This window comes from Micromonospora sp. NPDC005367 (assembly GCF_040606825.1).
Taxonomy (GTDB): Bacteria; Actinomycetota; Actinomycetes; order Mycobacteriales; family Micromonosporaceae; genus Micromonospora.
Map to the genome: position 1 here is coordinate 1 of NZ_JBEXFP010000004.1, position 26,664 is coordinate 26,664.

10 protein-coding genes and 1 pseudogene are annotated in these 26,664 nt (G+C 67.8%); 4 read left to right on the top strand and 7 right to left on the bottom strand.

All coding sequences use genetic code 11. The features are described from left to right. The first annotated feature begins 293 nt into the window (after positions 1–293). Together ABZS42_RS04030 and ABZS42_RS04035 are read left to right on the top strand one after the other, a co-directional pair. A complete protein-coding gene (locus tag ABZS42_RS04030; protein WP_355142360.1) occupies positions 294–3,359 on the top strand; it encodes a S8 family peptidase in 3,066 nt (1,021 codons plus the stop codon). A gap of 648 nt (positions 3,360–4,007) precedes the next feature. Next, positions 4,008–6,983, top strand: coding sequence for an immunoglobulin-like domain-containing protein (locus ABZS42_RS04035; RefSeq protein WP_355142362.1), 2,976 nt, complete (start codon positions 4,008–4,010; stop codon positions 6,981–6,983). A gap of 358 nt (positions 6,984–7,341) precedes the next feature. On the opposite strand, the pseudogene ABZS42_RS04040 reads toward ABZS42_RS04035, so the two are convergent. Both ABZS42_RS04040 and ABZS42_RS04045 read right to left on the bottom strand, forming a co-directional pair. After that, positions 7,342–7,537: pseudogene (locus tag ABZS42_RS04040) on the bottom strand (hypothetical protein). Positions 7,538–7,687: 150 nt separating this feature from the next. Beyond that, on the bottom strand, positions 7,688–11,146 hold the full coding sequence (locus ABZS42_RS04045; RefSeq protein ID WP_355142364.1) for an alpha-glucuronidase family glycosyl hydrolase: 3,459 nt from the start codon (positions 11,144–11,146) through the stop codon (positions 7,688–7,690). Between the two features lie 627 nt (positions 11,147–11,773). On the opposite strand from ABZS42_RS04045, the gene ABZS42_RS04050 reads away from it, so the two are divergent. Further along, positions 11,774–12,763 carry a LacI family DNA-binding transcriptional regulator gene (locus tag ABZS42_RS04050; RefSeq protein ID WP_355142366.1) on the top strand — a complete coding sequence of 330 codons (990 nt, stop codon included), beginning with the start codon at positions 11,774–11,776 and terminating at the stop codon, positions 12,761–12,763. 190 nt (positions 12,764–12,953) lie between these two features. Here the strand turns inward: ABZS42_RS04050 and ABZS42_RS04055 are convergent, their stop codons facing one another. The 5 genes from ABZS42_RS04055 to ABZS42_RS04075 form a co-directional block, all read right to left on the bottom strand. Next, entirely contained in the window at positions 12,954–14,516 is a 1,563-nt protein-coding gene (locus ABZS42_RS04055; protein ID WP_355142368.1) for a family 43 glycosylhydrolase, read from the bottom strand. Positions 14,517–14,797: 281 nt separating this feature from the next. Further along, entirely contained in the window at positions 14,798–17,533 is a 2,736-nt protein-coding gene (locus ABZS42_RS04060; protein WP_355142370.1) for a beta-L-arabinofuranosidase domain-containing protein, read from the bottom strand. Positions 17,534–17,694: 161 nt separating this feature from the next. Continuing rightward, positions 17,695–20,406 (bottom strand): arabinofuranosidase catalytic domain-containing protein, encoded by a 2,712-nt coding sequence (locus tag ABZS42_RS04065; protein WP_355142372.1) that lies wholly within the window; start codon positions 20,404–20,406, stop codon positions 17,695–17,697. Between the two features lie 768 nt (positions 20,407–21,174). Further along, positions 21,175–21,882, bottom strand: coding sequence for a VOC family protein (locus ABZS42_RS04070; protein WP_355142374.1), 708 nt, complete (start codon positions 21,880–21,882; stop codon positions 21,175–21,177). Between the two features lie 83 nt (positions 21,883–21,965). Continuing rightward, on the bottom strand, positions 21,966–23,813 hold the full coding sequence (locus ABZS42_RS04075) for a glycoside hydrolase family 15 protein (protein ID WP_355142375.1): 1,848 nt from the start codon (positions 23,811–23,813) through the stop codon (positions 21,966–21,968). A gap of 519 nt (positions 23,814–24,332) precedes the next feature. On the opposite strand from ABZS42_RS04075, the gene ABZS42_RS04080 reads away from it, so the two are divergent. Then, positions 24,333–26,504, top strand: a complete 2,172-nt coding sequence (locus ABZS42_RS04080) for a UvrD-helicase domain-containing protein (RefSeq protein ID WP_355142377.1) — start codon at positions 24,333–24,335, stop codon at positions 26,502–26,504. Positions 26,505–26,664 lie beyond the last annotated feature (160 nt).

A 26,664-nucleotide genomic window follows, 5' to 3' on the forward strand; every position in this document is an offset into this window, starting at 1 on the left:
TTTGATCAAGCGCATGCGCCCACTATGGCAGGGACGGTCCGATAGCGAGGTCCCGTGCGATCAGGCCGTGTCGGAGATCAGGCTGTTCCACAGCGCGACAACCAGCTCGAAATCCGGCGCGCACGGCCCGGCACCGCAGCGGACGCGCGCCGAGACCAGGTGTCGCGAGGTGCTTCCAAGGTGACAGTCGCGTAACGGGCACTTCTCAACCGCGCGTTGTTGATCTTAGATTTCGGCGACCGTCACCACCGTGGCAGTCGGAATCGAATGTGGAGGGCAACTACGTGCCACAAGTGAACCCATACGCGCCCGGTCGGGCCAGACGCCGCCTCATCGGCATCCTGGCCACCGTCGCACTGACCGCGACGGGCCTGGCGAGCGCGCCGGGGGCTGCCGCAGCAGCGGGCATCACGACCAATAGCGGACCGACCGCCCGCTACCTCGTTCAGCTCGCGGAGGCGCCGTTGGCCACCTACGCCGGCGGCGTAGCGGGCCTGGCGGCGACCAAGGCGACGCCCGGGGGCAAGCTCAAGCTCGACCGGAAGTCCGGCAGTGCCAAGGCGTACAAGGAGTACCTGCGCCAGAAGCGCGAGACCGTGCTGACCGGTGCGCAGGTCCCGGCCGGCAAGGCCGACGTCGCCTTCGACACCGCCTTCAACGGTTTCGCCGCCGAATTGACCCGTACGCAGGTCGCCCGGCTACGCGCCACCCGCGGCGTACGAGCCGTCTATGAGGACGTGCAGGTGCACGCCAACACCGCGGGCACGTCGGACTACCTCGGACTGACCGGCCACCAGGGCGTGTGGCAACAGCAGTTCGGTGGGACCAGCAGTGCCGGTGAGGGCGTCATCATCGGCGTCATCGACAGTGGCTTCTGGCCGGAGAGCGCCAGTTTCGCTGCGCTGCCCACCCCGCGCCCGGACCAGGCGACCATCGACGCGAAGTGGAAGGGCACCTGCGACGTCGGTATCGAGGCGCCGGTCACCTGCAACAACAAGGTGATCGGGGCACGCTGGTACAGCGGTCTCGCCGACCTCTTCCCCGATGAGTACTCCTCGCCGCGTGACCGCAACGGGCACGGTACCCACACCGCAAGCACCGCGGCGGGCGACCACGGGGTGCCGGCCACGATCGGTGGCCAGCCGATGGGCGCGATCTCCGGGGTGGCGCCGGCCGCCCGCTTGGCGATCTACAAGGCGCTCTACGACAACGGCGCCGGCTCGGCGAGCGGCAGCGGCGTCGACATCGTCCACGCCATCGACGACGCGGTCGCCGACGGCGTGGACGTCATCAACTACTCCGTCGGCGACGACTCGGAGAACTTCACCGCGATCGAGGAGGCGTTCTTCAACGCCGCCGCGGCCGGCGTCTTCGTCACCGCGGCAGGGGGGAACGCCGGTCCTGAGGCCGGCACGATCGACAACTCCACGCCGTGGGTGACCACCGTGGCGGCCAGCACCACCGATCGTCAGTACAGCCGGACGCTGACCCTCGGCAACGGCAGGACCGTCACGGGCGTGGGTGTGGGCGCGGCCGGCGTCGGACCGGCCCCGCTGGTCTCGGCCAAGGCCAGCGCGGTGGATCCCGGCGCCGGCCAGGGGGCAGAACTGTGCCAGGCCGGCACTCTCGACCCTTCGAAGGTCAAGGGCGCGATCGTGTTCTGCAAGCGCGGGGTCACCGACCGGGTCGCGAAGAGTGCCGCCGTGGCGGAGGCCGGCGGCATCGCGATGGTGCTGTACAACGACGGCGTGAACTCCCTGGACGCCGACCTCCACGCGGTGCCCACGGTGCACATCACCGACACCGCTGCGGGCCCGATCGCCGACTACATTGCCGCGGGCGGTGCGACGGCGACGCTCTCGGCGGGCTTCGTGACCTCGGTCGAAGCGCCGGAGACCGCCGGTTTCTCCTCGGCGGGACCGTCGAACATCAACGACGGCGACCTGCTCAAGCCGGACATCAGCGCCCCCGGCGTGAACGTCGCGGCGGCGTTCTCCCCGGCGATCGGCGGGCAGAACTTCGCACTCGAATCGGGCACGTCGATGGCTGCTCCGCACGTCGCGGGCATCGCCGCCCTGCTTCGGGCCCAGCACCCGAGTTGGTCGCCGTCGGCGATCCGATCGGCGCTCATGACGACCGCGGTGGACACCACGGACAAGGGCAACCCGATCAAGCTGGGTGACGTGGACGCCACGCCGTTCAACTACGGTGCCGGCGAGGTCCACCCGGGCGACGCGTTCGATCCGGGTCTGGTCTACGACTCCACCGAACAGGACTGGCGGAAGTACCTGTGCGGGCTGGCCGCGAAGGGCTACTCGGTGCCCGCCGACGACTGTGCGACGACCGGCGCGATCGCGACGAACCAGCTCAACTACCCGTCGATCGCGATGGGCAACATGGTCGGTACGCAGACCGTGACCCGCACCGTCACCAACGTCAGTGACCGGGCCGGCACCTACACCTCGCACGTGCAGGCACCCCCCGGTTACTCGGTCAAGGTCACCCCGGCGAAGCTCCATGTGCGGCCAGGCCGGACCGTGAGCTTCAGAGTGGAGATCACCAACAAGGCCGGTGCGTTCGACACCTGGGCCGACGGCTCGTTGACCTGGCGCGACCAGTTCCAGCACCACGTCAGGATCCCGCTGGTCGTAAACAACACCGGACTGATCGCCCCGGACGCGATCACCGGCACCGGTACCTCCGGCAGCTTCTCGATGACCGCGCAGGTCGGCTACCGAGGCGTTCTGGCCGCGCAGCCCATCGGCCTGACCGCGGGAACCAGCACCACGACCACCCTGCACGGCGACGTGCCGCTCTGGGACTCCCGCTCGCCGGACAACCTGCCGGTACCGCTGCCCGCGTCGCTCTACCGCGGCACGGTGCACGTACCGGCCGGCACGGTCAACCCGCAGATCCTGGTGACCGGGGCGAACCCGGGCTGCACCGAAATCGACTGGGGTGCCGATCCGTTGCCGCAATGCGCGGACTTCATGATCGACGTCTACGACAGCACCGGCAAGGTGGTGACCGTCGTCTACGGCGGGCAGACCGGCGCCAGCGCGGTGCTGCCCGGCGCCGGTGACTACACGCTCGTCATCGAGCAGCTCTACACCCTCAACATGCCGGTCGGCCAGGAGGACAACACCTACACCATCACCACTCTGCTGCCCGGTGCGCCCGGTAGCGCGGACGACAAGTTGACCGTCGCTCCCAAGAACCGTGCCGTGCAAGCGGGTGCCAAGGCGGATCTGACGCTGCGCTGGTCCGGGCTCACCCCGGGCCGCCTCTACATCGGCGCGCTGGTGCTGGGCAACGGCGACGGCCCGCTCAAGACGCTGCCGATCGCAGTGCGCTCGTAATCTGTACGTCTGCCTACCGACGGCGGGGCGGGTCGGCGAGGTGCCCAGGCACCAGCCGACCCGCCCCGCCGTACCTGGGGCAGGCGTTGTCCGATCGGGAGACGTGCCGGTCGGACGGGTCTCGGTCACGTCTTTCCGCCCCGCCCTGCCCCGCGCCGCCCCGCACCTCGTCGGTGCCGGCTGCCGCACAGGGCCGGCTCGCGGCAGCCAGGTGTTCCTGGCCCTCTTCGTATGGCTCTCATCCGCGACGGCATCGGCATCACTTTAGGGAGATCAACTCGGGTGCCGCCGTCAACCTGGGGCTGCGGGGCCGGCCTGGTGAGCTCCTGCGCCAATCCGAACAAGTAGCCGTCGAGGGGCTTACGGATCTCTGCTGGTCGATGAGCATTTGTCCGTCGCCGGGCGAGATTTGTGTTTCCTGGTCGTTGTGGCGTAGCGGGCGCTGAAGATTGCGTGACTACGCCCATGCCTGCTCGTAGCCGCCCGATGGGTGTGAAGCGCGAGGATCCCAACCGGCGGCGCAACTCCAGACCTCGGACCGCGATGAATCGTCTCGTTGACCTGGCAGCACGCCGATTGTTAGCGTTAACAACGTCCATCCACTTAAGAGAAACCGGAAATAGGCCGATTAAGGAGAATCAATTGAGAATGCAACAGAAAAGGTCGCGGCGCAGGCTGAGTCCGAAGGGTGGAGGTGTCGCGGGCCTGGCGCTCGGTGCGCTGCTCTCGATCTCGTTCGCGCCGACGCCCTCGCACGCCGCCGCAGCGGGGCTCGACGAGGGGCTGGTGCACCACTTCGCCCTCGACGAGACCAGCGGGACGACGCTGGTCAACTCGGGCAGCGCGGGCTCGGCCGCGAACGCCACGCTCGTGAATCCGGAGAAGGCGACCTTGACCGGGGAGGGAATCAGGTTCAACCCCGACTCCTACGAGAGCGCCCTCGACGGTGCGTACGTGGCCCTGCCGAAGGACATCACCGCCGGCATGTCGAACCTCACCGTCGACTACGACGTGTGGATCGACCCGGCGAACGTCGGCGAGCACCAGATGTTCAGCTTCGGCGCGAAGTCCGGCTCGTGCGACGCCGACACCGGCGCCCAAGGCTCCATCTTCGCGTCGAACACCCAGCGATTCCGCGTTGCGGTGGGCTCGGCGAACCTCCAACAGAACCGGGTCCGCATGACCGAGGGGGCGTGGACGCACGTCACCTACACCCAGTCACTGAATGCGATTGGTACGAGCTGGACCGGCAGGCTCTACCTCGACGGCGTGCCGCACGCGACGTCGACGAACCTGACCACGCCGCCCTCGGTGAACGCGGCGGGGACCAACTGCAACTTCCTCGCGCGCTCGCAGACGTCGGGCAACTACTCGTTCCGCGGAACGATCCGGGACTTCCGGGTCTACGACCGGGCAGTGAGCCTCGACGAGACACTCGCCCTGGCGGAAAGGACCGTCTCCACCGGCGTCCACGCCGACGCCGACGCCATCGATCTCGGCCTGACCAGCGCGATCGTACGTGACATCACGCTGCCGAAGGTGGGCCCCGTGGCGGGCTCGGCCATCACGTGGACGAGTTCGGACCCGTCGGTCGTCGCGGTGTACACCCCGCCGGCCGTCACCAGCGCCCGCAAGGTTGCGGTGACCGGCAGGATCACCCGCCCCGCCCAGGGGCAACCGGACGCGACGGCCACGCTCACGGCGACCGTCCGCAAGGGTGCCGACGAGGTCACCACGCGGGAGATCCCAGTCGTGGTGAAGGCCGAGTTCGACGACGCGCAGGCGGTGGACCGTGACCGGTTCGACCTGGCCCTGTACGACACCGAAGACGTGCGCGGAAACCTCAACCTCCACGCCGACGGAGAGTTCGGCTCCAAGATCACCTGGAAGTCCACCACCGAGCTCGTCACCCCGACGGGTGAGGTGACCCGCCCGGCCTTCGGCCGTCCGGACGTTGCCGCCACCCTGACGGCGACCATCACCAAGGGCTCCGCCTCGCAGACGAAGTCGTTCCCGGTCACCATCACCGCCATGCCCCGTTCCGAGGAGTACGAGCGGTACTTCATGGGGTACTTCAAGGGCGAGGGGATCGCCGACGGTGAGCAGATCATGTTCGCGACGTCCAACGGAAACACCGCTCTGGACTGGACCGGTCTGACCGGAGGCCGGCCGTCGCTCATCTCCCAGTTGGGCGACCAGGGCCTTCGCGACCCGCACATCGTCCGCTCACCCGACGGCGACACCTACTACATGATCGCGACCGACCTGAACTGGTACGACCAGGGTGGATACGCCATCAACGACACCCAGTACATCGAGGTGTTCGAGTCGCACGACCTTGTGCACTGGACTCCTCAGCGGCACGTGAAGGTCGCGCCCGACAACGCGGGCAACGCCTTCGCGCCCGAGTCGCTGTGGGTCGACGAGATCGGCGCCTACGCCGTGTTCTGGGCGCAGTCGCTCTGGAACGACCCCGTGAACCGTACCGGTCAGGGCAACGCGCAGATGTGGTACACCACGACGCGCGACTTCCAGACGTTCTCCGAGCCCAAGGTCTGGCAGAACCCGGCCCCCAGGTCGCGGATCGACACGACCGCGATCCGGGTCGGTGACTACTACTACCGCGTGACGAAGAACGAGGCCGGCAACCAGGGCTCGGACATCTTCTCGGAGAAGCACACCGACTTCCTGGACAGCGACATCGACCACTGGACGCTGGTCGCGCCGGCTCTGGGGCGCACGACCTGGGCCGCCAACCAGGGGTACGAGGGGCCGGTCATCTTCAAGGCCAACCCTGGTGACACCTCCTGCCCGGGCCAGTTCTACCTCTGGGGTGACCGGTACACGAACGGCGGTGGCTACCAGGCCGCCTGCCACGAGAACATCGAGGCTCCCACCTGGAACGCCAAGGCGATCACGATGACCAACGCGGGCGTCGTCCGTCCGCGCCACGGCACCGTGATCCCGCTGACCCTCCGCGAGTGGAACGACATCCGCGAGATCCCGAACAGCGACGTCACGACCAGCACCGAGGTGGCTGTCGAGCCGTACGCGAGCGGCGCCCCGACGACCACGGCCACCGCCACGGTCAAGGCGGCCGACGGGTTCGAGACCGGCGGTCAGGTGCGGTTCAGTGTCGGCTCGTGGTCGACGCTCGCCTACCTGGACGACGGCGCGGCCACGGTCACCCTGCCGACGGGTCTGCCTGCGGGCGCCCGGACGGTCAAGGCCGAGTACCTCGGCTTCGACTACCTGAAGGCGTCGGGAGGTGCGGCGTCGGTCGAGGTGCCCTCCGGACCGGCCGCCGTCAAGGTCCAGGCGAAGGCCGCGCCCGCATCGGTGGTCCGCGGCGACACGTTCAGCCTGAACGTGACCGTTCGGCCGACCGGCGGGCAGAAGCAGCAGGCTCCGACCCCGACCGGCGAGGTCACCGTCACCTTCGGCGGCACCGTGCAGGTCGCACCACTGGTGGACGGCGAGGCCATCGTCACACTGCAGACTGCCGATCTGCGGCCCGGGCAGTACAGGGTCCACGTTGCCTACTCCGGCAACCCGACCTACCAGCCCTACGCCGCCAATTACCAGACGTTGACGGTGCGGCAGCCAGCAAAGAAAGGATCTTGATCCACAGGTCGTCCACCTCTTGCACGCGGATTGTGGGCACCCCGAGGCGTGCTGAGATGAGCCACAAAAGGGAGCGGGCGAGATCGGTTGATCTCGCCCGCTCCCTACTGGATAGCTCAACCGCCACGGCCAGGCAGACCAGTTCCCGTTCCGTCTTGAACTCCCACCGCAGCACCGCCCCCGTCTCGGTGTCCCCGGCGCGGGCGATGACCTTCCAGCGCGTGTGGCGGACGAGCCACACGTCGCGGCGCGCGAGGCATCAGCAATTTCCGTTCCACCACCTTCGGGTCGCCTCCTCCACGCAGTGATCGTGCATACGTCCGATTACTTGCCGAGCGAACAGGCCCGACGTGGCTGGTCACTCGCAGCGATCTTCGGACCCCGGCCGTACGGCTCGCCGCAGTCGGCGCGATGGCGGTATACCCGCAGATCGTGGCCATCGCGGTGGCCGTACTCGGGTAGATCTCGTACAGGCAGGCCTGCCACACGATGGTTTCCCCGCTGCCGGGCACCACCTGGCCGTCACCGGGCCCGCCGCGCAGCAGCACGTCCACCCTCCGACCGTACGTATTGCTCGATGACGGCGAGCGGGTCGACGTGCTGACGCACGCCGACCCACTCACCTCCTGGCCGTCACAAGCCGGCCGATGTCACCGAGTCCGCCGTCGCATTCGTCCAGCGGGTACTCGGACGCCAGCGGAGGGCTACGGAACCTGTTCGCCCTGGCTCGCGATGCGGAAGTAGTCGTAGGCGACGTTGAGATCGGTGGAGGTCCCGCCCCGGTTGAAGGCCACTAGCCCGGCCTCCGTCGGTTCGACGTTCAGCGTCGTCGATCCAATGTATCTGAATACACTCCCGTTGGTTGAATAGTACGTCTTATACGTGTTCCCCGCCTTCGTGAGCCGGAACCAAATGGCGCCGTCTGCGCCGATGATCTGCTGCGCGTCGGCTCCGGTGATCTGCACCGTAGCCGCCGTGCCGTTTTGTTCGCGGAGGAGCACGACGCGAAGCTTGTTGGTGGCCGCCGTCGCGTTGCTCATCTCCCAGGCCAGCTTCACGTAGTTGTTGTCGTTGGCGTAGGCGATGATGCCGCCCTGTTCGTTGTTGTTGGCCAGCGGTCGCGAGAAGACGACCTTCGAGTCGGTGGTCCAGTCGCCGCTCACGTCCTGCAACGCGATGTTCTTCGCCGTGTTGGTGTTGCCTTGCAAATCGCCTTGTTGGGAGGTGATGACCAGCGATCCGTCGGCAAGGCGCCACTTGCTGTCGTCTGGCCGTACCCAGTGCCACTGGGAGCCCAGTTGCGATGATTCGAATTCGTCGCTACCGGTGATGGCGGTTCTGAGGTTGACCGTGTAGGCCGACGACGCGCCATTGCTGGTGACGGTGATCTTCGCCTGCCCGGTGGAGGTGGTCGCTTGGTCGATGGTGACGGTGGCGGCGGGATCGTTGGCGACGGCGTCCACCTTAGCGACGGATTCCACGCCCGCCGCCTGCAGCGCGGTGTAGCTGAGGACGTCCGGCCTGAAGGAAGCCAAGTCCTTGCCGTTGACCTTGAGGATCTTCAGCGTCGTGTCGTGTACGAAGTTGAAGACGTAGTTCTTTACAATGGGACCGAAGAAGTCTTCCTTCGTGACCTTGACGATGGCCTGACCGGGGACGCTGTCCGCCTGAGAGACGATCTCGTAGCGGGCGGCGGGGTCGGCCGTCTTCACGGCGGTGATGGTCGGCGACGCGCCAGCGGACACGGGGATCGTGTAGGAGGCGGCGGACAGGTTGAACCCGCCGATTTCCTTGCCGTTTACCGCGATCTTCGCCGAAAGCGGACCACCGTCCACGGGGATGTCCCTGCCGCTGAACTCCTTCCAGTAGTTGACGCTGGTGTCGCGCCACGTACCCGCGTCCACCTCGTGGGTTGCCAGCTTGGCCCGCACCTCACTAAAGCGTAGAGCGTCGATATAGGGCTGCAGTGAGTCCCAGGCCTCGCGCATCCAAGTCACGTACTGCACGCCCATCTGGTAGCGGTAGACCAGCTCGTCCCAGAAGCTCCGGCCGCTCTTCATCGTGTGGTCCCACGGCACGTGGTGGAACCACATCATGAGGTTCTCCGGGACCGTGTCGATGTTGCCGTACTGCCTTTCCAGCGTGGGGAAGTACTGGGCAGCGAGATTGCTACCGGTGGGGGAGCGGTCGAAGCCCAGGCCGGCACTGTCGGCCTTGTTGTAGTAGACCGGGCTCCAGTCGTCCCGGGTGGTCCACTCCGCCGGGTTGGGGCCGTAGTGGTTGCCGGTGAACTGGTGTCCAATACCCAGTGGGGTCTGGTAGCTCACCAGGGCTTCCCGGGAGCCCATCATCATTTTGACGATGGTGGAGACGACGTGGCCGTCGTTGCTCCAGGTCATCCGGGTCCAGTCCTTGGCGATGTCCTGAGACTTGAGGGTCCAGTCCCAGGCCTGCCGTCCGAACGCGAACAGGTTGGCCTGGGAGAAGTGGTGACCGGTCAGGTTCTCGGCGTTGCCGAGGTTGGCCACCCCCACAATCGCGGTGTCTGGATGGTGCTGGGCCGTGCCGTCCACGATGTTGCCCACCAGACGGTTCTTCAGCAGTTTTCCGTCCTTGTCGGTGGCGTAGGTGTCGGACTTCAGCACCTCCTCCCACATCGGCGCGAGGTAGGTGAGCATCTTGTTCTGGCCGGTGTACTCCTGGGTGATCTGCAGTTCGATGGCCTGGTTGGTGTTTTCCATCCGGCCGAACATCGGGTGGAACGGCTCCCGGGCCTGGAAGTCCAGCGGGCCGTTCTTGGTCTGCAGGAACACGTTGTCCGCGATGCGTCCCGTCGTTCCGTCAGGCTGAGGCTCGTCGTCGATGTAGCCGAACTCCAAGTAGGCCCGCTTCAACCGGTCGTTGTCCACCTCGGCGTTGTACACGAACGTACGCCAGAAGATCGTCATGCCCAGCGGCGCCACCGCCGCCGCGATGCCGTTGGCGCCGTCCCCGTGGTCGTAGCCGAAGTCCTGGGGTCCCGGCTGACCCTCGGAGTTGGCTTTTACCGTGAAGCCCATGAAGTCCGGAATGGACGCCTGGATTTGCTGTGCCTTGCGGGTCCACCATCCCCGGAACGCGGGGCTGTAGGGATCCAACTGGCTGTTGGTCAGCGTGTCCGGCGCGAACCGGCTGTCGGTGGGCGCTGTATACCTGATCGACACGGCCAGCTTGATGCCGTACGGGCGCAGGGCATCGGCCAGCGCCGCCTCCTGAGCAATGTTCCTGGTCGTCAGGTACACGTTATCGGCGTTGACGTTGTTGATCGTGATGCCGTTGACGCCGACCGACGCCATCGCCCGCGCCGCCACGATGTAGCGGTCAAGGATGACGGGCAGGTTACGCCCGGCGCTGGTGCCAGTGGCGGCGAAGTCGAAGATCTGGCCGTTCTCACCGTTCAACCCGCCGGTCCCGGTCGCGTTGTTACCAGCATAGAGGCGTTCGGTGTCCCAGTTGTTCAGGACCCGGCGCTTGATCTTCGGGGACTCGGAGATGTTGAGGTTCTGGACGGGCCGCTGTGTCTGGATGAGCCGCAGGAAGGCGAAGGTTCCGTAAAGGGCGCCGAGCTCGGTGTTGCCGGCGATGACGGTAACGTTGCTGCGTCCCTTCAACACCGAACGGACGACGTATCCCTCGTCGCCGACCGAGGCAAGGTCGCCGGCGGGAACGAACTGCGCCACCGCCGACGAGCTGTCCGGGGTTCCCACGATGACCGAGCCGTCAGGGATGTCGCCGCCCGAGGTGGCCCGCACCGTTACCGGCTGGTCCAGCAACGTGCCGAGACCCCTCTCCAGTTCATCCCGCGCCGCTTCCAGGCTGCTCTCCACCAGCTTCTCGGTGGAGCCCGGTTCCATACTCAGATCCGCCGTGTGCCGGTACACCTTGTTCTCGTCAACGTTCTCCACGATGACGGTCGAGGCAACACGCCGGTACTGACGCAGCAGGCCCGGGTTGCTGACAGGCACGTAGTGCAGCCACATCTGCGAACCGCTGTAGTTGTCGTCCAAGGACGTGGCGGAGGCGGGTGATGGCGAGGAAACCACCAGGCTGGCGGCGACCGTGGTGGAAGCTATGAACAGCGCGAGAAGCTTCCGCCTCAGTTTGGACTTCGAAAGTACGTTCATTTGCATTCCCTCTTTCGAGTGGCGAAGACTCCGATCGGTGCTAGCGCGAACGCTTCATCGCCATCGGCTATCGCCTCCCCTCGATCACTGGTCACCCGCTTTGTCGAGCACCGTGGGCCCCGTCGACGGCGGACCCACCGAACTGATCGGTCGGGGCCGTGGAGCCCCATGCCGCCAACCGGCGCCGTGCGAACGGCGGAATGCGCTGTACGCCCACCGTGAGGACAGAGTGGATGGTCCGGCCGCCTGGGGGTTCGATGCGATCGGAGCGATCGGACTGCGCCGTCCGGGGATGTCGCGCGTGGTTAAGCCGCGACGGGGAGTGACCCGGAACGTTGGCAATCGAACTCGTGGCGATCTCGGGCAGCTCATGGCTGGACTGGTTGGGCGGGGGTGGAGTGGGTGGGGTGAAACCTTCTGGAACCGATTCCAACAGTGGCCCGACACCATCACGTTTGTCAATACCTTGAGCACAGAGTAGTGAACTCATCAACAGGCATCGTGGTAGGGTTCTCGGCTTGACAACGGCTACTGACAGACACTGGAATCGGTTCCAGCACCTGCGGTCTGGGCAGTGTCCCTGGCTGGCTGTGCCATGCTGGATGGATAAGCGCGAGGGAGAGCCACATGGCGGCGACGATCAAGGATGTCGCCCGGCTGGCCGGGGTGTCGCAGTCGTCGGTGTGTCGCGCGCTGGCCGCGCCGGACCAGGTGCGCCCCGCCACCCGGGAGCGCGTGCACCAGGCCGCCGCGCAGCTGGGCTACCGGCCCAACCGGGTCGCCCGCAGCCTCAGCACCGGCCGCACCGGCAATATCGGCTTGGTGCTGCCCGACATTGCCAACCCGTTCTTCCCCGGGGTCGTCAAGGCCGTCCAGCGCCGGGCGCGGGAGTTCGATCTCGCGGTGCTCCTCGCCGACACCGACGAGGACCCGGCCGCCGAGCTCGAGCTCATCCGCACGATGACAAAGCAGGTGGACGGCTTCCTGTTGTGCTGCCCGCGCGCCAGCGACGAGGACCTGCGGTCCGTCAGTGGCGACACCCCAGTCGTCTTCGTCAACCGCCGCGTGGGCCACCTGCCATCGGTGAGTTTCGACAGCGCCGACGGCATCCGTCAGGCGATCGCCCACCTCGCCGCGCTTGGCCACCGGCGGGTGGCGTACGTCGCCGGCCCCCGCAGCTCGTGGGTCAACCGAGAGCGTCTCCGCAGCATCAGGAGTGTGGCGACGGCAATGGACCTCGAGGTCGTCGAAGCCGGCAACGTGATACCCACCCTCGAAGGTGGCATCGCAGTCGCCGACCAGATCCTCGCCGCCTCGGTCACCGCCGTGATCGCGTTCAACGACATGATCGGCCTCGGGCTCCTCAGCGGGTTCAACGCCCGCGGCGTGAACGTGCCCGCCGACATCAGCGTCGTCGGGTTCGACAACATCCCCACCGCAGGCCTGGTGAACCCGCCGCTGACCAGCGTAGACATGCCCAAGGAGCAGTGTGGCAGGTCGGCCGTCGAGCTACTGGTCCAACTTCTCAACGATCGGGAAGGCCGGGCCAGCTCCCGCAGGCTGCTTCCCACTCAGCTCATCGTGCGCGGCTCGACCGGACCCGCAGCCCGGACCTGAAGCCCGCAACACCGCCGAGAGGTCGCACAACCGTCCCACTGCGGTTTGCCACACGCACCCCGAGGCGTGCTGAGATGAGCCACAGCAAGGAGCGGGCGAGGTCGGTTGATCTCGCCCGCTCCTTACCGGGTAGCTCAGCAACCCGCTCCCAGCCAGCAAGCCAGGCTACATCGGGCGCACCACCTTCAGGCTATGGGTTGATCATGCCCTTCGAGACGGCCAGGTTGTAGTTCTCCCCGAACACGTTGAGCTCGTGCACCCCGACCTTCACGTTCTCGGTGGTGCCCAGGATCTTCAGCCTGACCGCGTTCGTCAGCACCCGGTCGAAGGTGACGTAGTCAGCCGTGTACGCGGTGGTGTTCGTGCTCCTGTCGACCAGCGGCTGCCACGTGTTCGTGGCGATGTCCTTGTACTCCAGCGTGTACTGCACGGCGTTGTCCTTCGTGAAGTTCCGCCCGAGCTCCTTCCACTGGATCTGGACGGCGGAGATGTGGAAGACCGTCCCGAAACCCCTGATGTACGTCGGTGCGGTGTCGTTGTCGGCCGGCTCCCACCAGGTGGACAGGGATCGGTCCCCGCCGTAGTACGGATTGCGCCCCGGGGCGTAGCTGCTCGTCCAGTACGCCTGGCTGTTGGTCGCCACGTTGTAGAGCCCGACGTCGTCCCGGCCCGAGATCTTCTTCCCGGGGGCCAGTTGCGGCGTGTTGGACAACTCGCAATCGATCGTGCCCTTCTTTGGGCCGGCGGGAATTACGTTGCAGACGTCCATTCCCAGTCGCCGCTCGAAGAACTCCTCGTACGCGATGACGTAGGTGTAGAAGAACACCAGATTGCCGAACTTGTCGAGTACGAAACTGCCGTGCCCGGCGTTCGGATACACCGCACTGGGGTGGTTGTCGCCGTAGCCGATCGGGTTCTGCTGCGTTTCCTTGAACCCTGAGAGCGGCTTGTCCGACGACATGACCCCGGTCGAGTACGTGGTGAACTCGGTGCCGCCGGACGCGACCGAGAGGTAGTACGTGTCGCCCACCTTGAACAGCTGCGAACCCTCCACGTACCCGTGCGTGTAGGTCGCCTTGTTGTCACCGATGTGCTGCCACTCCTGGCGCGGGTCGAACGTCCACATCACGACCGAGTCGCTGATCAGCTGCCGAGGATTGTTCGGGTCGAGTTCGGCACCCATGATCGGCGAGCCGATGTTGTACGTCAGGTACAGCCGACCGTCCGTGTCGAGGAAGAACTGCACGTCGCCGACGCTCAGGGTCTGGCCGTTCGGGCGCAGGAAACTCCCCATGCTGGTCCAGGGCCCGGTGGGTGAGTCCGCCTGATAGACCGGCGTGTTGTTGCCGGCCATGTAGAACTTGTCGCCGACCTGCACCACGGTCGGTGCGACCAGGCCCAGGTTCATCTGGTGGGGCGTCCAGGTGAGGTAGTCGGTGGTCGACCAGACGGTGCGGTTGTTGTTCGGCGCGTTCTGCATGGCGCCGGACGCGTAGAGGTAGATGGTCCCGTCGACGTTCAGCGCGGACCAGTCGGCCCCGGTGCGGGCCGAGTTCTCCGAGATCCTGCTGAATCCGGCGGTGGATCGGCTCGCGAGAGTCCGCCCGGACGCCGCCGTCCACGTCTCCTGGTTCAAGCTGGCCGGAATCTGCGATGTGTTCGCGACATTCGCATCGGTCGGCGGCATCGTCCCCACGATGTTGCGGACCGCCATCCCCGGCAGATTGACCGGGTTCGTGTACGTCTGTGACATGTCGACACCGGCCAGCGGCACCTTGGCGGACGGGGTCTGGGGTCCGCCACCCGGCGCTGCCGGCGGCGCGGGCTTCTCCGCCGCAGCCGGTCCGATCGGTGTCAGTTGGCCTATCCCTACTCCTACCGCGAGAGCGAGGCCGATGGCCGCTGCGCCTCGTCGACTCACTCCGGCGGTTCTCTCGATAGCCATTGGGCTCCTAACCTTCCTGGGTTGCCGGAACTCCGAACAGGGACAACTTCCTTGCCGCCGACACTTGGTGCGCCCTTGTGTCGGCCAGATCAGACGAAGCGCCAGAGGTGGTCGTCGGCGCCCTTGTCGTCCTCGAGCACGACCTGCGCTCCGGTGGCCGTGGACGCCTCCGTGACGCCGAGGACCCGGCCGCCGACCGCGCACTGGATCCGGAAGTAACCGTCGGTGCCGTAGCGCAGCCGCCACCGGTGGTCGCCCGCGCCGTTGTCGGCCCACTGCACGACGGAGGCCCCGGCACTGCCGGCGTCCCCGTCGACCGCGAGGACCTTCCCGCTGTGCGCGTTGCGCAGCCGCAGGTAGCCGCCGGTGTCGACGACGGCGGTCCAGCGGTGGTCGGCGGTTCCCGTGTCACCCCGCTGGATGACCGGCGCGCCGTCGGCGGTCGACATGTCCGTCACGCCGAGCACCAGCCCACTGGCCCGGTTCTGGATGCGGCAGACACCGTTGGGCACGAACCGCCACTGGTTGTCTGGCGTGCCGTTGTCGTTGTCCTGCACCGCCTGCGCGCCCCAGGCCGTCGACCCGTCGAGAATGGCGAGCAGCTTGCCGGTGTGCACGTTGCGCAACTTGTGGGACCCGTCGCCGACGTCGACCACGGTCCACAGGTGGTCGGCGGTGCCGTTGTCACTCCACTGCAGGACACGGGCGTTGTCGGCGGTGGACATGTTCTCCACGCCGAGGACCTTGCCGCTGTTGACGTTGCGCAGCCGGAGGGCGTTTCCGTCGACCACGAGCTGCCAGTCGTGGTCGGCGGTCCCGGTGTCACCCCACTGCAGCGCCAGCCCGCCGTCGGCCAGTGACATGTCCCGGATGCCCAGGACCAGGCCGGTGGCCGCGTTGACCAGGCGGAAGCTCGGCGGGCTCTCCCCACCCGGACCGGTGGCCCAGTAGACGGTGTAGTTGTGCCCGTGGGCGTCGTAGAACGGCCCGAGGTCGACGGTGCTCCCGTTCGCGGTGGCGGTGAAGGCGAGCGCGCTGGAGCCGGCGCGGGTGATCGAGGCGGGGTCGAGCGACGGCAGGCCACTCAGGGTCGCGTCACCGTAGTTGCCCGAGAGGACCACCGGGCCGTACGTGATCGCGGCGATGTCGGCGTTGTCGTTGGTGGCCTCCAACACGACCCGCATCGGCAGGCGGACCGTGACGACGTCCCCCGGCGACCAGGACCGGGTGAGGCTGGCGTACGTCCCGGGCGCGGTGGCGATGTCCTGCGTCGCACCGTTGACCTGGATGCTGGCCCCACTGGTCCAGGCCGGGATCCGGATGCGCATCGTCCACGACTTCCTGACGTTGCCGCGGACGGTGAGGGTGGTGGTGTCGCTGACGGGATAGGAGGTGCGCTGTTCCACCACGATGCCGCGCTGCGACCAGACCAGCCGCGACGGCATGAACAGGTTCACCGTCAGGGTGCTGCCGCTGTGGAAGTAGATGGAGTCGGCCAGCTTGGTGTTGGTCTCGATGCCGGTGCCCTGGCAGCACCAGAAGGAGTCGTAGTCGGTGCTCCAGGTGCCACCGCCCCAGGCCGGTCCCACACCCCGGCGGCCACCGGGGTTCAGCGGCGTGAAGTACGTGATGTGCCCGTGCTCGTCGGCCGGGTTCTGCTGACCGATGAGATGGTTGAGCAGGGCCCGCTCGTAGTAGTCGAAGTAGGCGACCCGGTCCGGGTCCAGCAGCCACAGTTCCCGCGTCAGCTTGAGCATGTTGTAGGTGTTGCATGCCTCGCAGGTGTCCTGTCGCAGGTATCCGGCGATGGCGTTCGGGGCCCGGAAATGCTCGGCCTGGCTGTTGCCCCCGATGGCGTACGTGTGGGCGCCGAGCGTGATGTCCCAGGCGTTGCCGGCGATGTCGCGGTAGCGGGTGATTCCGGTGGCCTTGAACTCCCGGGCTGCGCCGATCCACTTCGGCACCTGGGTGTTGGCGTGCAGCCCGTTGAGCTGGTCCTGGTTGGCGGCGAGCGGGTTCAGAACGGCGGCGTGGTCGAAGCGCTGGGCGACGGCGAGCCAGCGGTCGTCGCCGGTCTGCTGGTAGAGGTCGGCCAGGACGGCGCTCATGCCGCCGAACTCGGTGCCCAACATGGCCTGCATCTGGGTGGCGGTGAGTCGGCCGGTGCGTTCGTCGACCCAGCCGGCCAGCGCCAGGAGCACGTCGCGGGCCTGCGCGCTTTCCAGGTGCACCCAGACGTCGAGCAGACCCACCAGGGTCTTGTGGATGCAGTAGTACGGCACGTTGCCGTTGCGCAGCGTCCGTGCCTCCAGGGCGGCGAAGTCCGACTCCGGGAAGCCGGACAGATATCCCGGGTTGAATCCGACGGCGGCGTTGTTGGCCTGGCACTTTGCCAGCTCGGCGACCATCTGGTCGGCCTTGTCCCGGCAGGTGGTGTCGCCGAGCACCGCCCACGCCTGGGCCCAGGCGGTCAGGAGGTGCCCCTGCATGTGGGTGCGGAACGGGAACGTCGGGCTGTCCCAGCCACCGTTCGGCGCGGCGCCGCCGGTGGGCAGGCCGTGATTGGCACGGAAGTTGTAGAGCAGCCGGTCGACGTCGACGAAGCGCAGGTAGTTCACGGTGCGGGTCTGGTTGTCGAGCCAGCGACCCGGGGTCAGCTGTACCTGGGTGAGGTCGAACGGGACGGCGCCGGCCCCGATGTCCGGCCGGGCCGGTCGTACGGCCGCGATCGCCGCAGTGCCCAGGGCGAAGGTTCCGGTGGCCGAGGCGGCGGCGATACCGGCGGCTTGCAGCAGCCGCCGTCGACTGAGCGATCCAGATGACACGATGCCTCCTGGGGGTGGGGGAGAGGGCGGGTGGCGACCGGCCCATCGGTCGGGCGGGACCGGTCGCCGGGCGTACGCACGCGGTGCGGCACCGCACGGGCCTGAGACTTCCGGTGCCCGCCGTCCCGGGCGGACACCGGAAGCTGCCGGCGCTTGCGGCGTTATCTGGTGTTCGCCGCGCCGGGCGTGGGGACCGTGGTCGTGACGAAGTCACGGCAGAGGCTGTCGGTGTCGCTGCCGTCGGGCCAGCGGGCGTTGCTGCGACCTGGGTTGGCGGCCGCGCCGGCCACCACCGCGATGCAGCCGCCGCCGGCCTGGTCAGCCTCGAGCACGGCGAGCTCGGGGCTGGTGATGGTGCCGTTACCGCTCGAGCTGCTCTGCTGAGAGCCGTAGACGATGGCGTCGACGACCACCGAGCCGGTGGCGTCGTGCAGCGCGATCGAACCCGCGCTGGCCGAGAGGCTGCCGCCGAACCACTGGTCGGGTGTCGGCGACCCCTGGTAGCCGGCCGTGGTGATCTGCGGATCGACCACGGGTGCGCCGGTCGGGTGGTCGTTGGCGAGGGGCTGGTCGAGAGTGATGCCGGCGCCGAGCGCCTGCACCGACACACCACTGCGGTGCGGCCGGGCGGTCGGCGGCCAGAAGCTGACGCCCGTACCGGGCCCGGCCAGGTCGACGGCGGACCGGTGGGCGAACCGCAGCGGCGCGGTCAGGTCCACGCCGGTGCCGTTGGCGCCGGTGGTGCCGATCGCCGTGACCGTGACGGTCTCCTTGTACTCCCCGGCGTCCACCGTCAGGGTGTCACCGACGGTCAGGTTGGCGTTGGCCGCGACCTTGAGGTTGGTCGCGCCCGCAGCCGCCGGCGCCGACAGGGTCGTCTGGGTGGCCGCCTTGCCGACCGAGGTGACGGTCGCCTGCTCGTAGCCGGCGCCCGCGTCGATGCCGATCTGCTGGCCGACGGTGAATCCGGCCGCGCTGGTGACCGGGATGGTGGTGGATCCGGCGGGGATCGTGATCGGGCCGTGGGTCACCGGCACGAACAGGGTGGTCGCGGCGGTGGCGGCCGAGCCGACGCCGACGACCGTACGGGTCTCCCGGGTGGAGCCGGTGCCGACCTGGATCTGCTGGCCGACGGCGAGGCCGGTGGTGCTCCGGACGTTGACGCTGGTCGCGCCGGCGCCGGCGGGAGCCACCAGCCCCGAGCCGGAGAGGCCGAGCAGGTAGTAGTCACCGCTCGCCAGCTTCGTCCCGGCCGGGACCGTGGCCAGCGTGACGGCGGCCGAGCCGCTCGGGTTGTTGGTCAGGGTCCAGTTGGAGAGGTCGACCTCGTCGGCGGAGGCGTTGTAGAGCTCGACGAACTGGTCGGTCGCGTTGCTGCTGGTGCGGAAGCGGACCTCGTTGATCCGGACCGGGAGGGCGCTGCGCACCGCCTGGTTGGTGACCGTCGACTGCCGGCCGCCGCGGGTCGGGTTCGTCCACTGGGCGCGGCCGGTCAGGTAGCCGGCGCTGGTCCCCGTCGCGGTGACGGTGAAGGTCGCGCTGACGCTCGCGCCGGGCGCGACCGGGCTGAAGGTCGCTGAGGTGTCGTCGGTGCCCTTGACCACGGCGGTCCACCCGGCCGGCGTGGAGAGGCTCAGCTTGACGCCCACTGCCCTGGCGCCCGTGGTGTTCGTGAACGTCTGGGTGACCTCCTGCGCCGAGCCCGGGGTGAACGTGGTGGCCCGCGACAGGCTGAGCCGCTGCACGTCGTACTTCGCGGCCACGACGTTGGCCTGGACGGCGTCGATGGTGGCGTCGGTCGGGTACCCGGTCGTCATCACACCCTCGTAGAAGGTGCCGGCGGAACCGTTGCCGTTGTCGCCGCCGTTGCCGAGCTGGATGGCGCCCCGCCGGTGCATTGGGAAGTAGTTGCTGTTGGTGAGGGAGCCGGGGCGGATCCCGCTGTAGTAGGTCGTCAGCGGGCCCTGCTGCGCGTTGCCGCCGCGCAGGTCCCACTGGTTGCCGCCACCGCCGTTGACCACGCCCGTCACGAAGCGCCAGGAGTCGATGGTCGGGGTGGCGTCGTTCTGCCGGGCGTTGTATCCGGAGAACAGGCCGGCTTCCATGTCGGACATGATCCACGGGCCGGGGCCGGTGCCGCGGCCCCAGGCGGTGGCGGTGCCGAAATAGACGGTCTCCATGGTGCCGGTGCCCACCGCGCGGCTGTTGGTCGAGGTGTTGCCGTAGTTGTAGCAGCAGCCGCTGTCGTAGTGGGTGCCGTCGAAGACCGTGTAGATCCCCTCCGGCTCGTCCTCCTTCGCGAGGTGCGAGGCGTCGTTGTTGCGGTAACCCATGCCCGGGATGATGTAGACGCCGTACGCCTTGTGCCCGCCGATCGTGATCGGCGCCGTGTCGGCGATCGAGAGAGTGTTGTAGCCGCCGACATCGGGCCCGCGGAAGGTGCCCGGCGGTGCCTGGTAGAGGTGGTTGCCGTTGCCGGACTGGTCGTAGATGACGGTGATCAGGCAGAGCGTGTTCTCGCAGAATCCGTCCTGGGCGGCGGCGTCCGCGTACCCGCCGGCGTCGGCGAAGGGCAGCGCGACGGGGGCGACCACGCCGATGTCCTTGACGGCGTTGTCGGAGGTACGCCGGACCTGGTAGAGCGGGCCGTCGTAGGACGAGTACAGGGCGCGGGTCGAGCTGTGCGCGGCGACGCAGGGGGTGCCCCCCGCGGCGTAGATGTCACAGGGTCCCTCCGCCCTGGGCGGCGCGGCCGGCTTCGTGGCCTGCGCCGCCGGCGCCATCGTCAGCGTCGCGCCGACCAGGGCGAGCGCCACGGCGGTACGAGCGGCGAAGGTTCGCGTACGTGCGGGACGGTTGGGTGCTCTGACCATGTCGCAACAGCTCCTCTTCGCGAGTCCTGAAGGTGGGGCGGGTGTTTTCGGTGCCCGCTGGCGACGCCGGTGGCGGTGTTCTTCGGACCGTCCGATGGGCGGTCACAGTGATGGAGATTTCTGTTACTGCTGGCGGAATCGCACATCGGGTGGGAAGCGCGCTGTTCTGCGCCAATCCGCGGTAATACTGTTACCGCTAACTACGAGGTGTGGTGGTGCTGGCGCTCGCCTATGCGGGCATGGCGAAGCAGCCCCTCGGTGGGCAGGTGTTCGACATGATTAGCGGGTTGTGACGACAATGTTAGCGTTAACACTCGACGGTCAATTCATTGAAACATCGTCGGCACATTGGTGTCAATCGACGTCACCACCCGATGCTATGGTCACGCTCCCATCGGAGCGTCGGGCCCCCGCGGGGCGCACCCGATCGTGCTCGGGGTTGGGAAGGCGGTGATCGACGGTGGGGGAGCCCCACGGACGTCGCACTGTCCGAACCGCCGGGCGAGGCGTGCGCGATCTGCCGGTCGCCGGTCCGAGCGCATCGTGTTCCTGTGCTGCCGGCTCGCCGACGGCACGCCCGGGACGGGGGACCAGGGGAGCACCCGATCGTGGTGCCGGGCGCGACGAGGGAAACCGCGGTGCCGGGTGGGCTCGGGTCGTTGTCCGATGCGCGTCGCCGGCGCCTGTCACCAGCGTGCGGAGCGGACCCATGCCGGAATGGTCACCGGCTCGCCCCGTGGCGTACGGTCGCCCACGCCAGTGGTGCGGTCAGCTTCCTCTCACCCAGAACTCGTTGCCGTCGGGATCGGCGAGCACGACTATGCCGTCCGCACCGAGATCGAGGCGAGTGGCTCCGAGGGAGACCAGCCTGTCGACCTCAGCCTGCTGGTCACCACCGGCCGGGGTGAGTTCGAGGCGCTGCCGGTTCCGCACCTTCTTCGGGGACACGGGCGGGCCTCCCCAGGCGACCTTCGTGCCGCCGTGCGGTGACTGGATCGCCGTCTCCTCATCCTGGTCCCACACCAGCGGCCAGCCCAGCGCCTCGCTCCAGAAGAGGCCGACCTCGCGGTTGCCGTCGCAGGCGAGTTCCCCGAGCGGGCCGCACCCGGCGAGGAAGTTGTTACCCGATTCGATCACGCAGAACGCGTTGCCCTCGGGATCGGCCAGGACGATGTGTCCCTCCTCGGGACGCTGTCCTACGTCGAGATGGTTGGCACCGAGCCTCAACGCCGTCGCCACCGTGCGTTCCTGGTCGTCCGGGCGGGGGCTGGTCAGGTGCAGGTGCATGCTGCGGTTCGGCCCCTCCTGCTGCGCGACGTTCGGGGCGAACCGGAGGCCGAGCTGGGTGTCCCCGCCAGGCAGGAACGCGCCACCGGTGTCCTCGATGACCTCCCGGCCGAGCATTTCGGCCCAGAACCGCGCCAGGCGGGCCCCGTCCTGCGCATCGAAGGTGACCGTCAGCTGTCGAGCGTTCATGACCGCACGGTAGGCAGCGGCCGGCTGGGCGGCAAGGTGATTACGCCTGTCTCGCTGTTGCAGACCGGGGCGGTTGAGGCGCGCTACTGGCGGCGCCGGGCGTCGGCCTCGCTGTCGAGCAGATCGTTCAGTGTCAGCGCTGAGTTGATCAGGGAGAGGTGGCTGAACGCCTGCGGGTAGTTGCCGATCTGCTCACCGGTCGCGGCGATCTCCTCGGCGTACAGGCCGAGGTGGTTGCTGAAGGTGAACATCTTCTCCAAGGTGAGCCGCGCGTCGTCCAGGCGGCCGGCGCGGGCCAGCGCCTCGACGTACCAGAACGTGCACATGTTGAAGGTGCCCTCGTGACCGGGCAGGCCGTCGGGGGAGTTGATCGGGTCGTACCGGTGGACCAGGCTGTCGGAGACCAGTTCGTGCTCGATGGCGTCGAGCGTGGACTGCCAGAGAGGGTCGCTCGGCGTCACGAAGCCCACCGACGGCATGGCGAGCAGCGCTGCATCCAGCATGTTCTCGTCGTACGCCTGCACGAAGCTGCCGCGTTCCCGGTGGTATCCGCGGGCCATGACCTGGTTGTAGATCCGGTTGCGTTGTTCGGTCCAGCATTTGATGTCGCCGGGGCGACCGGTGCGGTTGGCGAGGCGGACGGCCCGGTCCATCGCGACCCAGGACATCACCCGGCCGAAGGTGTAGTTGCGGGGGTGGTGGCGGCTCTCCCAGATGCCGGCGTCGGCCTGGTCCCAGTGTTCGCAGAGCCAGTCGACGAGCCGGACGGTGCTCTTCCACACCTGGTGCGAGACGCGGATGCCCTGCTCGTCGGCGAGATGCATGGCATACAGGGCCTCGCCGTGGATGTCGAGCTGGAGCTGGTCGGCAGCGCCGTTGCCGATCCGCACCGGGCTCGACCCCCGGTACCCCTCCAGATGGTCGAGCACCTCCTCGTGCAGGTCCGAGGAGCCATCCACCCGATACATGATCCGCAGAGGGATCTGGTGGTCACCCGCCTCGCGGATCCGCTCGTCCAGCCAGTTCATGTACCGGCTGACCTCCTCGGTGAAGCCGAGGCCGAGCAGCGCGTGCACGGAGAACGACGTGTCGCGTACCCAGGTGTAGCGGTAGTCCCAGTTGCGGGTGCCGCCGACCAGCTCGGGCAGCGCGGCGGTGGGCGCGGCGATCATCGCGCCGGTCGGCGCGTACGTCATGAGCTTCAGCGTGATGGCCGAGCGCTCGACCATCTCCCGCCACCGGCCAGTGTAGCGGGAGCGTTCGACCCAGCGTCGCCAGTAGTCCCGGGTCCACTCGAGCATGCCCTGGACCTCGTCCGACGGGAAGAACCGGGGTTCGGTGCTGCCCGTCTCCAGGATCACCCCACCGGTGTCACCCTCGTTGAGGGTGCCGTACGCGATCAGGTCGCCGTCCTCGAGGCGGACCTCCCCGGTCTGGGCCCACAGCTGCTGCACAGGGTCGACCGGATTGAAGGTGAGTGTCGCCGACGGGCTGCGGAACAGGTAACCGTTGGGGTGGCGCTCCAGTTCGTGGCTCTCCCGGGCGTAGTCGAACCGGGGTCGGCACTCCACCCGGAAGCGCATGCTGCCCCGCACCATGTTGACCATGCGGACGAGGCGGTGCGAGTCGGTGGCGCGCTCGCCGGTGACCGGCATGAAGTCCACCACCTCGGCGACGCCGTCCGCGCTGATGAACCGGGTGATCAGGATCGGCGTGCCGGGCAGGTAGAGCTGTTTGGTGACGTACCGGACGTCGTGCGGGGCGACGCGGAAGTAGCCGCCCCGCTCGCGGTCCAGCAGCGCGGCGAAGATGCTCGGCGAGTCGAAGCGCGGCGCGCAGAACCAGTCGACCGTTCCGTCGCACGTCACCAGCGCGGCAGTCTGCAGGTCGCCGATGAGCCCGTGATCTTCGATCGCCGGATAGCTCTCCACGTCGCCCCCCCGGTCTCGACAGTCTTCTGCGCAGTAACCTAGGCGACGAATTGTCGAGTTCGGCGCGATTCGTGGTCAGCCACCCTCCCGCGCGCTCGATGATGTGCCCGCGGTCGGCCTCGATGGTGAGGTTGTGGACGCGTTGGTGGGCGTCACGGTGTTCGACCTGGTAGGCGCCGCAACCTGGTTGCGCTCCGCACGCCGCTTGCGGCTCCGTCACGGGTACGAGATCGCTTGGTCGAACCATCAGTGGTCCCGGCCTGGCCGACATTCGCCCGATGATCGAGTGTCGCCCGCGAGCAGCGCCACCGTCTGCATCCAGGCCAGACAAGGACCGAACTGTCAATAGGCGAATCAAGATTGGGCGAGGCCACAAACGGTCCACGGACTGCAAGCTGTTGAGACTCCCATCTCCGCCGGCAGGTTTGCCGCCCGACGGAGAGAAACCGGCCCTATGCTTGCCGCCGAATACCTGCGGCCGGCCGGGCCGAGGAAAAGCACCAATAAAAGGATTTGCGGATGCGCCGGAACTCTGCTCTGGACAACGGCACCGTTGGCGTCGGCAAAACAGCAACAAACGGCGAACCGCCGGCCTCCACCGCCGAGGGCGTCGCCCGTCGCTCCGCGGTCGCCGAGGAGCAGGAGTTTCTCGACTCGGCCATGGCCCGGCGCGACCGGCTCGCCGACCACCTGCAGGCCGAGCTTTCGTCAGCTGCCCTGGACGCCTTGGAACGCGCGCGGCGGCGCATGCTCCGCCAGCAGTACGAGGAGCTACGGCGAGCAGGGGACGGGCTGGTCTTCGGCCGCCTCGACGGCCTTGACGGCCTCGTGCGACACATCGGCCGGGTCGGTCTGCGCGACGATGGCGAGGACGGTGAGCCGCTCCTGATGGACTGGCGCGCTCCCGCAGCTCGGCCTTTCTACACCGCGACGGCTGTCGACCCACAAGGTCAGGCACGGCGTCGTCACATACGCACGGCGGGACCGGTCGTTGTCGGCGTGGACGACGAGCCACTGGACGGGACCATGACGGCGGAACTCGTCGGTGAGGGCGCTCTGCTGGCCGCCTTGGACCAGCGGCGCACCGGACGCATGTCGACGGCGATCTCCACGCTGCAACGCGAACAGGACGACATCATCCGGGCGGAGGCGAGCGGCCCGCTGATCGTTCAGGGTGGTCCCGGCACCGGCAAGACCGTGGTCGCCCTGCACCGCGTCGCCTACCTGCTGTTCGCCCACCCGAAGATGGCCGAGCAAGCGGTCCTGGTCCTCGGCCCCTCGCCGCGGTTCCTCCAGTACATCGCCCAGGTGCTGCCCGCGCTCGGTGAGACGGCCGTCGTCTCGGCGACCTGCGACACCCTGCTGCCCGGAATCCGCGTGGGCCGCGACGAGAGCCGGCTTCTCGCCGAAATCAAGGGTCGTGCCCTCTGGCAACCCGCGCTCGAGAACTACATCACGTCGCTGCTGCCCCGGCCCCGTGAGTTGAAGCTGCGCTGGGAGGGCGAGTTCTACGTCATCCCAGCCGCGACGGTGGCACAGGCGCTCGCCTCGGCGGTGCAGGGCCGCCCGCACCACCGGGCCCGCCAGGCGTTCGCCGAGCAGCTGCACCACATCCTTGCCGAAGTCGTCGTCGAGCAGCGCGAGGCGCTGATGAACGAGATGGAGGAGGGCTTCGAGGACATCCTCGCCCGTGTCGACAAGAGCATGCAGCAGGACCACCACTTCGGCGGCCGGCCCACCGGCAGTGACGTCGACGGACTGCTCTCCGAGGAAGAAGTAGAGGATCTTCGTGGCCGTATCGCGGAGAACGCCGCCATCGCCCGGTTCATCGAGGCATGGTGGCCCACCCTCGACGCCGAGGCCCTGCTGCGTGATCTCCTGACCGACCGCACCCAGCTGGGCCGGTTCGCTCCGCAGTTGTCCACGGAGGAGATCACCGCCGTCTCGGCCGAGCCCGCACCGTGGGCATCGAGCGACATCCCCCTGCTCGACGCGGTCGCCGACCTGCTGGGCGAGGTCGAAGCCCCGCAACCACCGGGCGATTTCGTCGCCGACCACGCGCGTCGGCAGCGCGACTGGGCGTACGGACACGTCGTCGTCGACGAGGCACAGGAGCTGTCCGAGATGCAGTGGCAGATGGTCCTACGGCGTTGTCCCAGTCGCTCCATCACCGCGGTCGGCGACATCGATCAGGCCGAGGCAGCACACCGGCACACCAGCTGGGCGCAGGCGGTGCAGGCTGCTTTCGGAGACCGCTGGACCGCTGCGGAACTGACCATCTGCTACCGGACCCCGGTTGAGGTCATGGACCTCACCGGACCCGTCCTGAAGAAAGCCGGCAGCCACAACGCGCCGCCACGGGCGGTACGTTCCTCCGGAATCGCCCCTTGGGTGCTCACGATCGCGCCCGCCGAGCTTGCCGGCGCCGCCGCCCAGGCTGTGCGACAACTGCAGCAACGGTGGTACGGCGGTACCGTCGGCGTCATCGCCCCCGCCGACCGCATCGCCGAACTCCGGCATGTGCCGGGCGATGTGCCGGTGCTCACCGCGACCCAGTCCAAGGGACTGGAATGGGATGCCACGCTGCTCATCGACCCCCGGGGCATCGCCGCTGAACCGCGCGGCTGGAACGGCCTCTACGTCGCGCTCACCCGATGCACGCAGGAACTCGGACAGCTGGTGCTCACGTAGCAGTCGCCACACCCATGGGGGATGGGGCGGCGTAGGCGAATCCGCTCAAGCAGCGAGATCTAGATCAGTTCACGGAGCGCTTCCGGTTGTCCAGATGATTCGCTGGATCAACAGAAGAGATGCTGCCAATCAAAATGATTCGTTGGATGCAATGCCGATG

What these genes read in the sequence shown, in the direction of transcription:
- ABZS42_RS04035 (WP_355142362.1), top strand. Translation starts at nt 4,008, where the DNA reads ATGCAACAGAAAAGGTCGCGGCGCAGGCTGAGTCCGAAGGGTGGAGGT.
- ABZS42_RS04045 (WP_355142364.1), bottom strand. Translation starts at nt 11,146, where the DNA reads ATGAACGTACTTTCGAAGTCCAAACTGAGGCGGAAGCTTCTCGCGCTG.
- ABZS42_RS04050 (WP_355142366.1), top strand. Translation starts at nt 11,774, where the DNA reads ATGGCGGCGACGATCAAGGATGTCGCCCGGCTGGCCGGGGTGTCGCAG.
- ABZS42_RS04055 (WP_355142368.1), bottom strand. Translation starts at nt 14,516, where the DNA reads ATGTCACAGACGTACACGAACCCGGTCAATCTGCCGGGGATGGCGGTC.
- ABZS42_RS04065 (WP_355142372.1), bottom strand. Translation starts at nt 20,406, where the DNA reads ATGGTCAGAGCACCCAACCGTCCCGCACGTACGCGAACCTTCGCCGCT.
- ABZS42_RS04070 (WP_355142374.1), bottom strand. Translation starts at nt 21,882, where the DNA reads ATGAACGCTCGACAGCTGACGGTCACCTTCGATGCGCAGGACGGGGCC.
- ABZS42_RS04080 (WP_355142377.1), top strand. Translation starts at nt 24,333, where the DNA reads ATGCGCCGGAACTCTGCTCTGGACAACGGCACCGTTGGCGTCGGCAAA.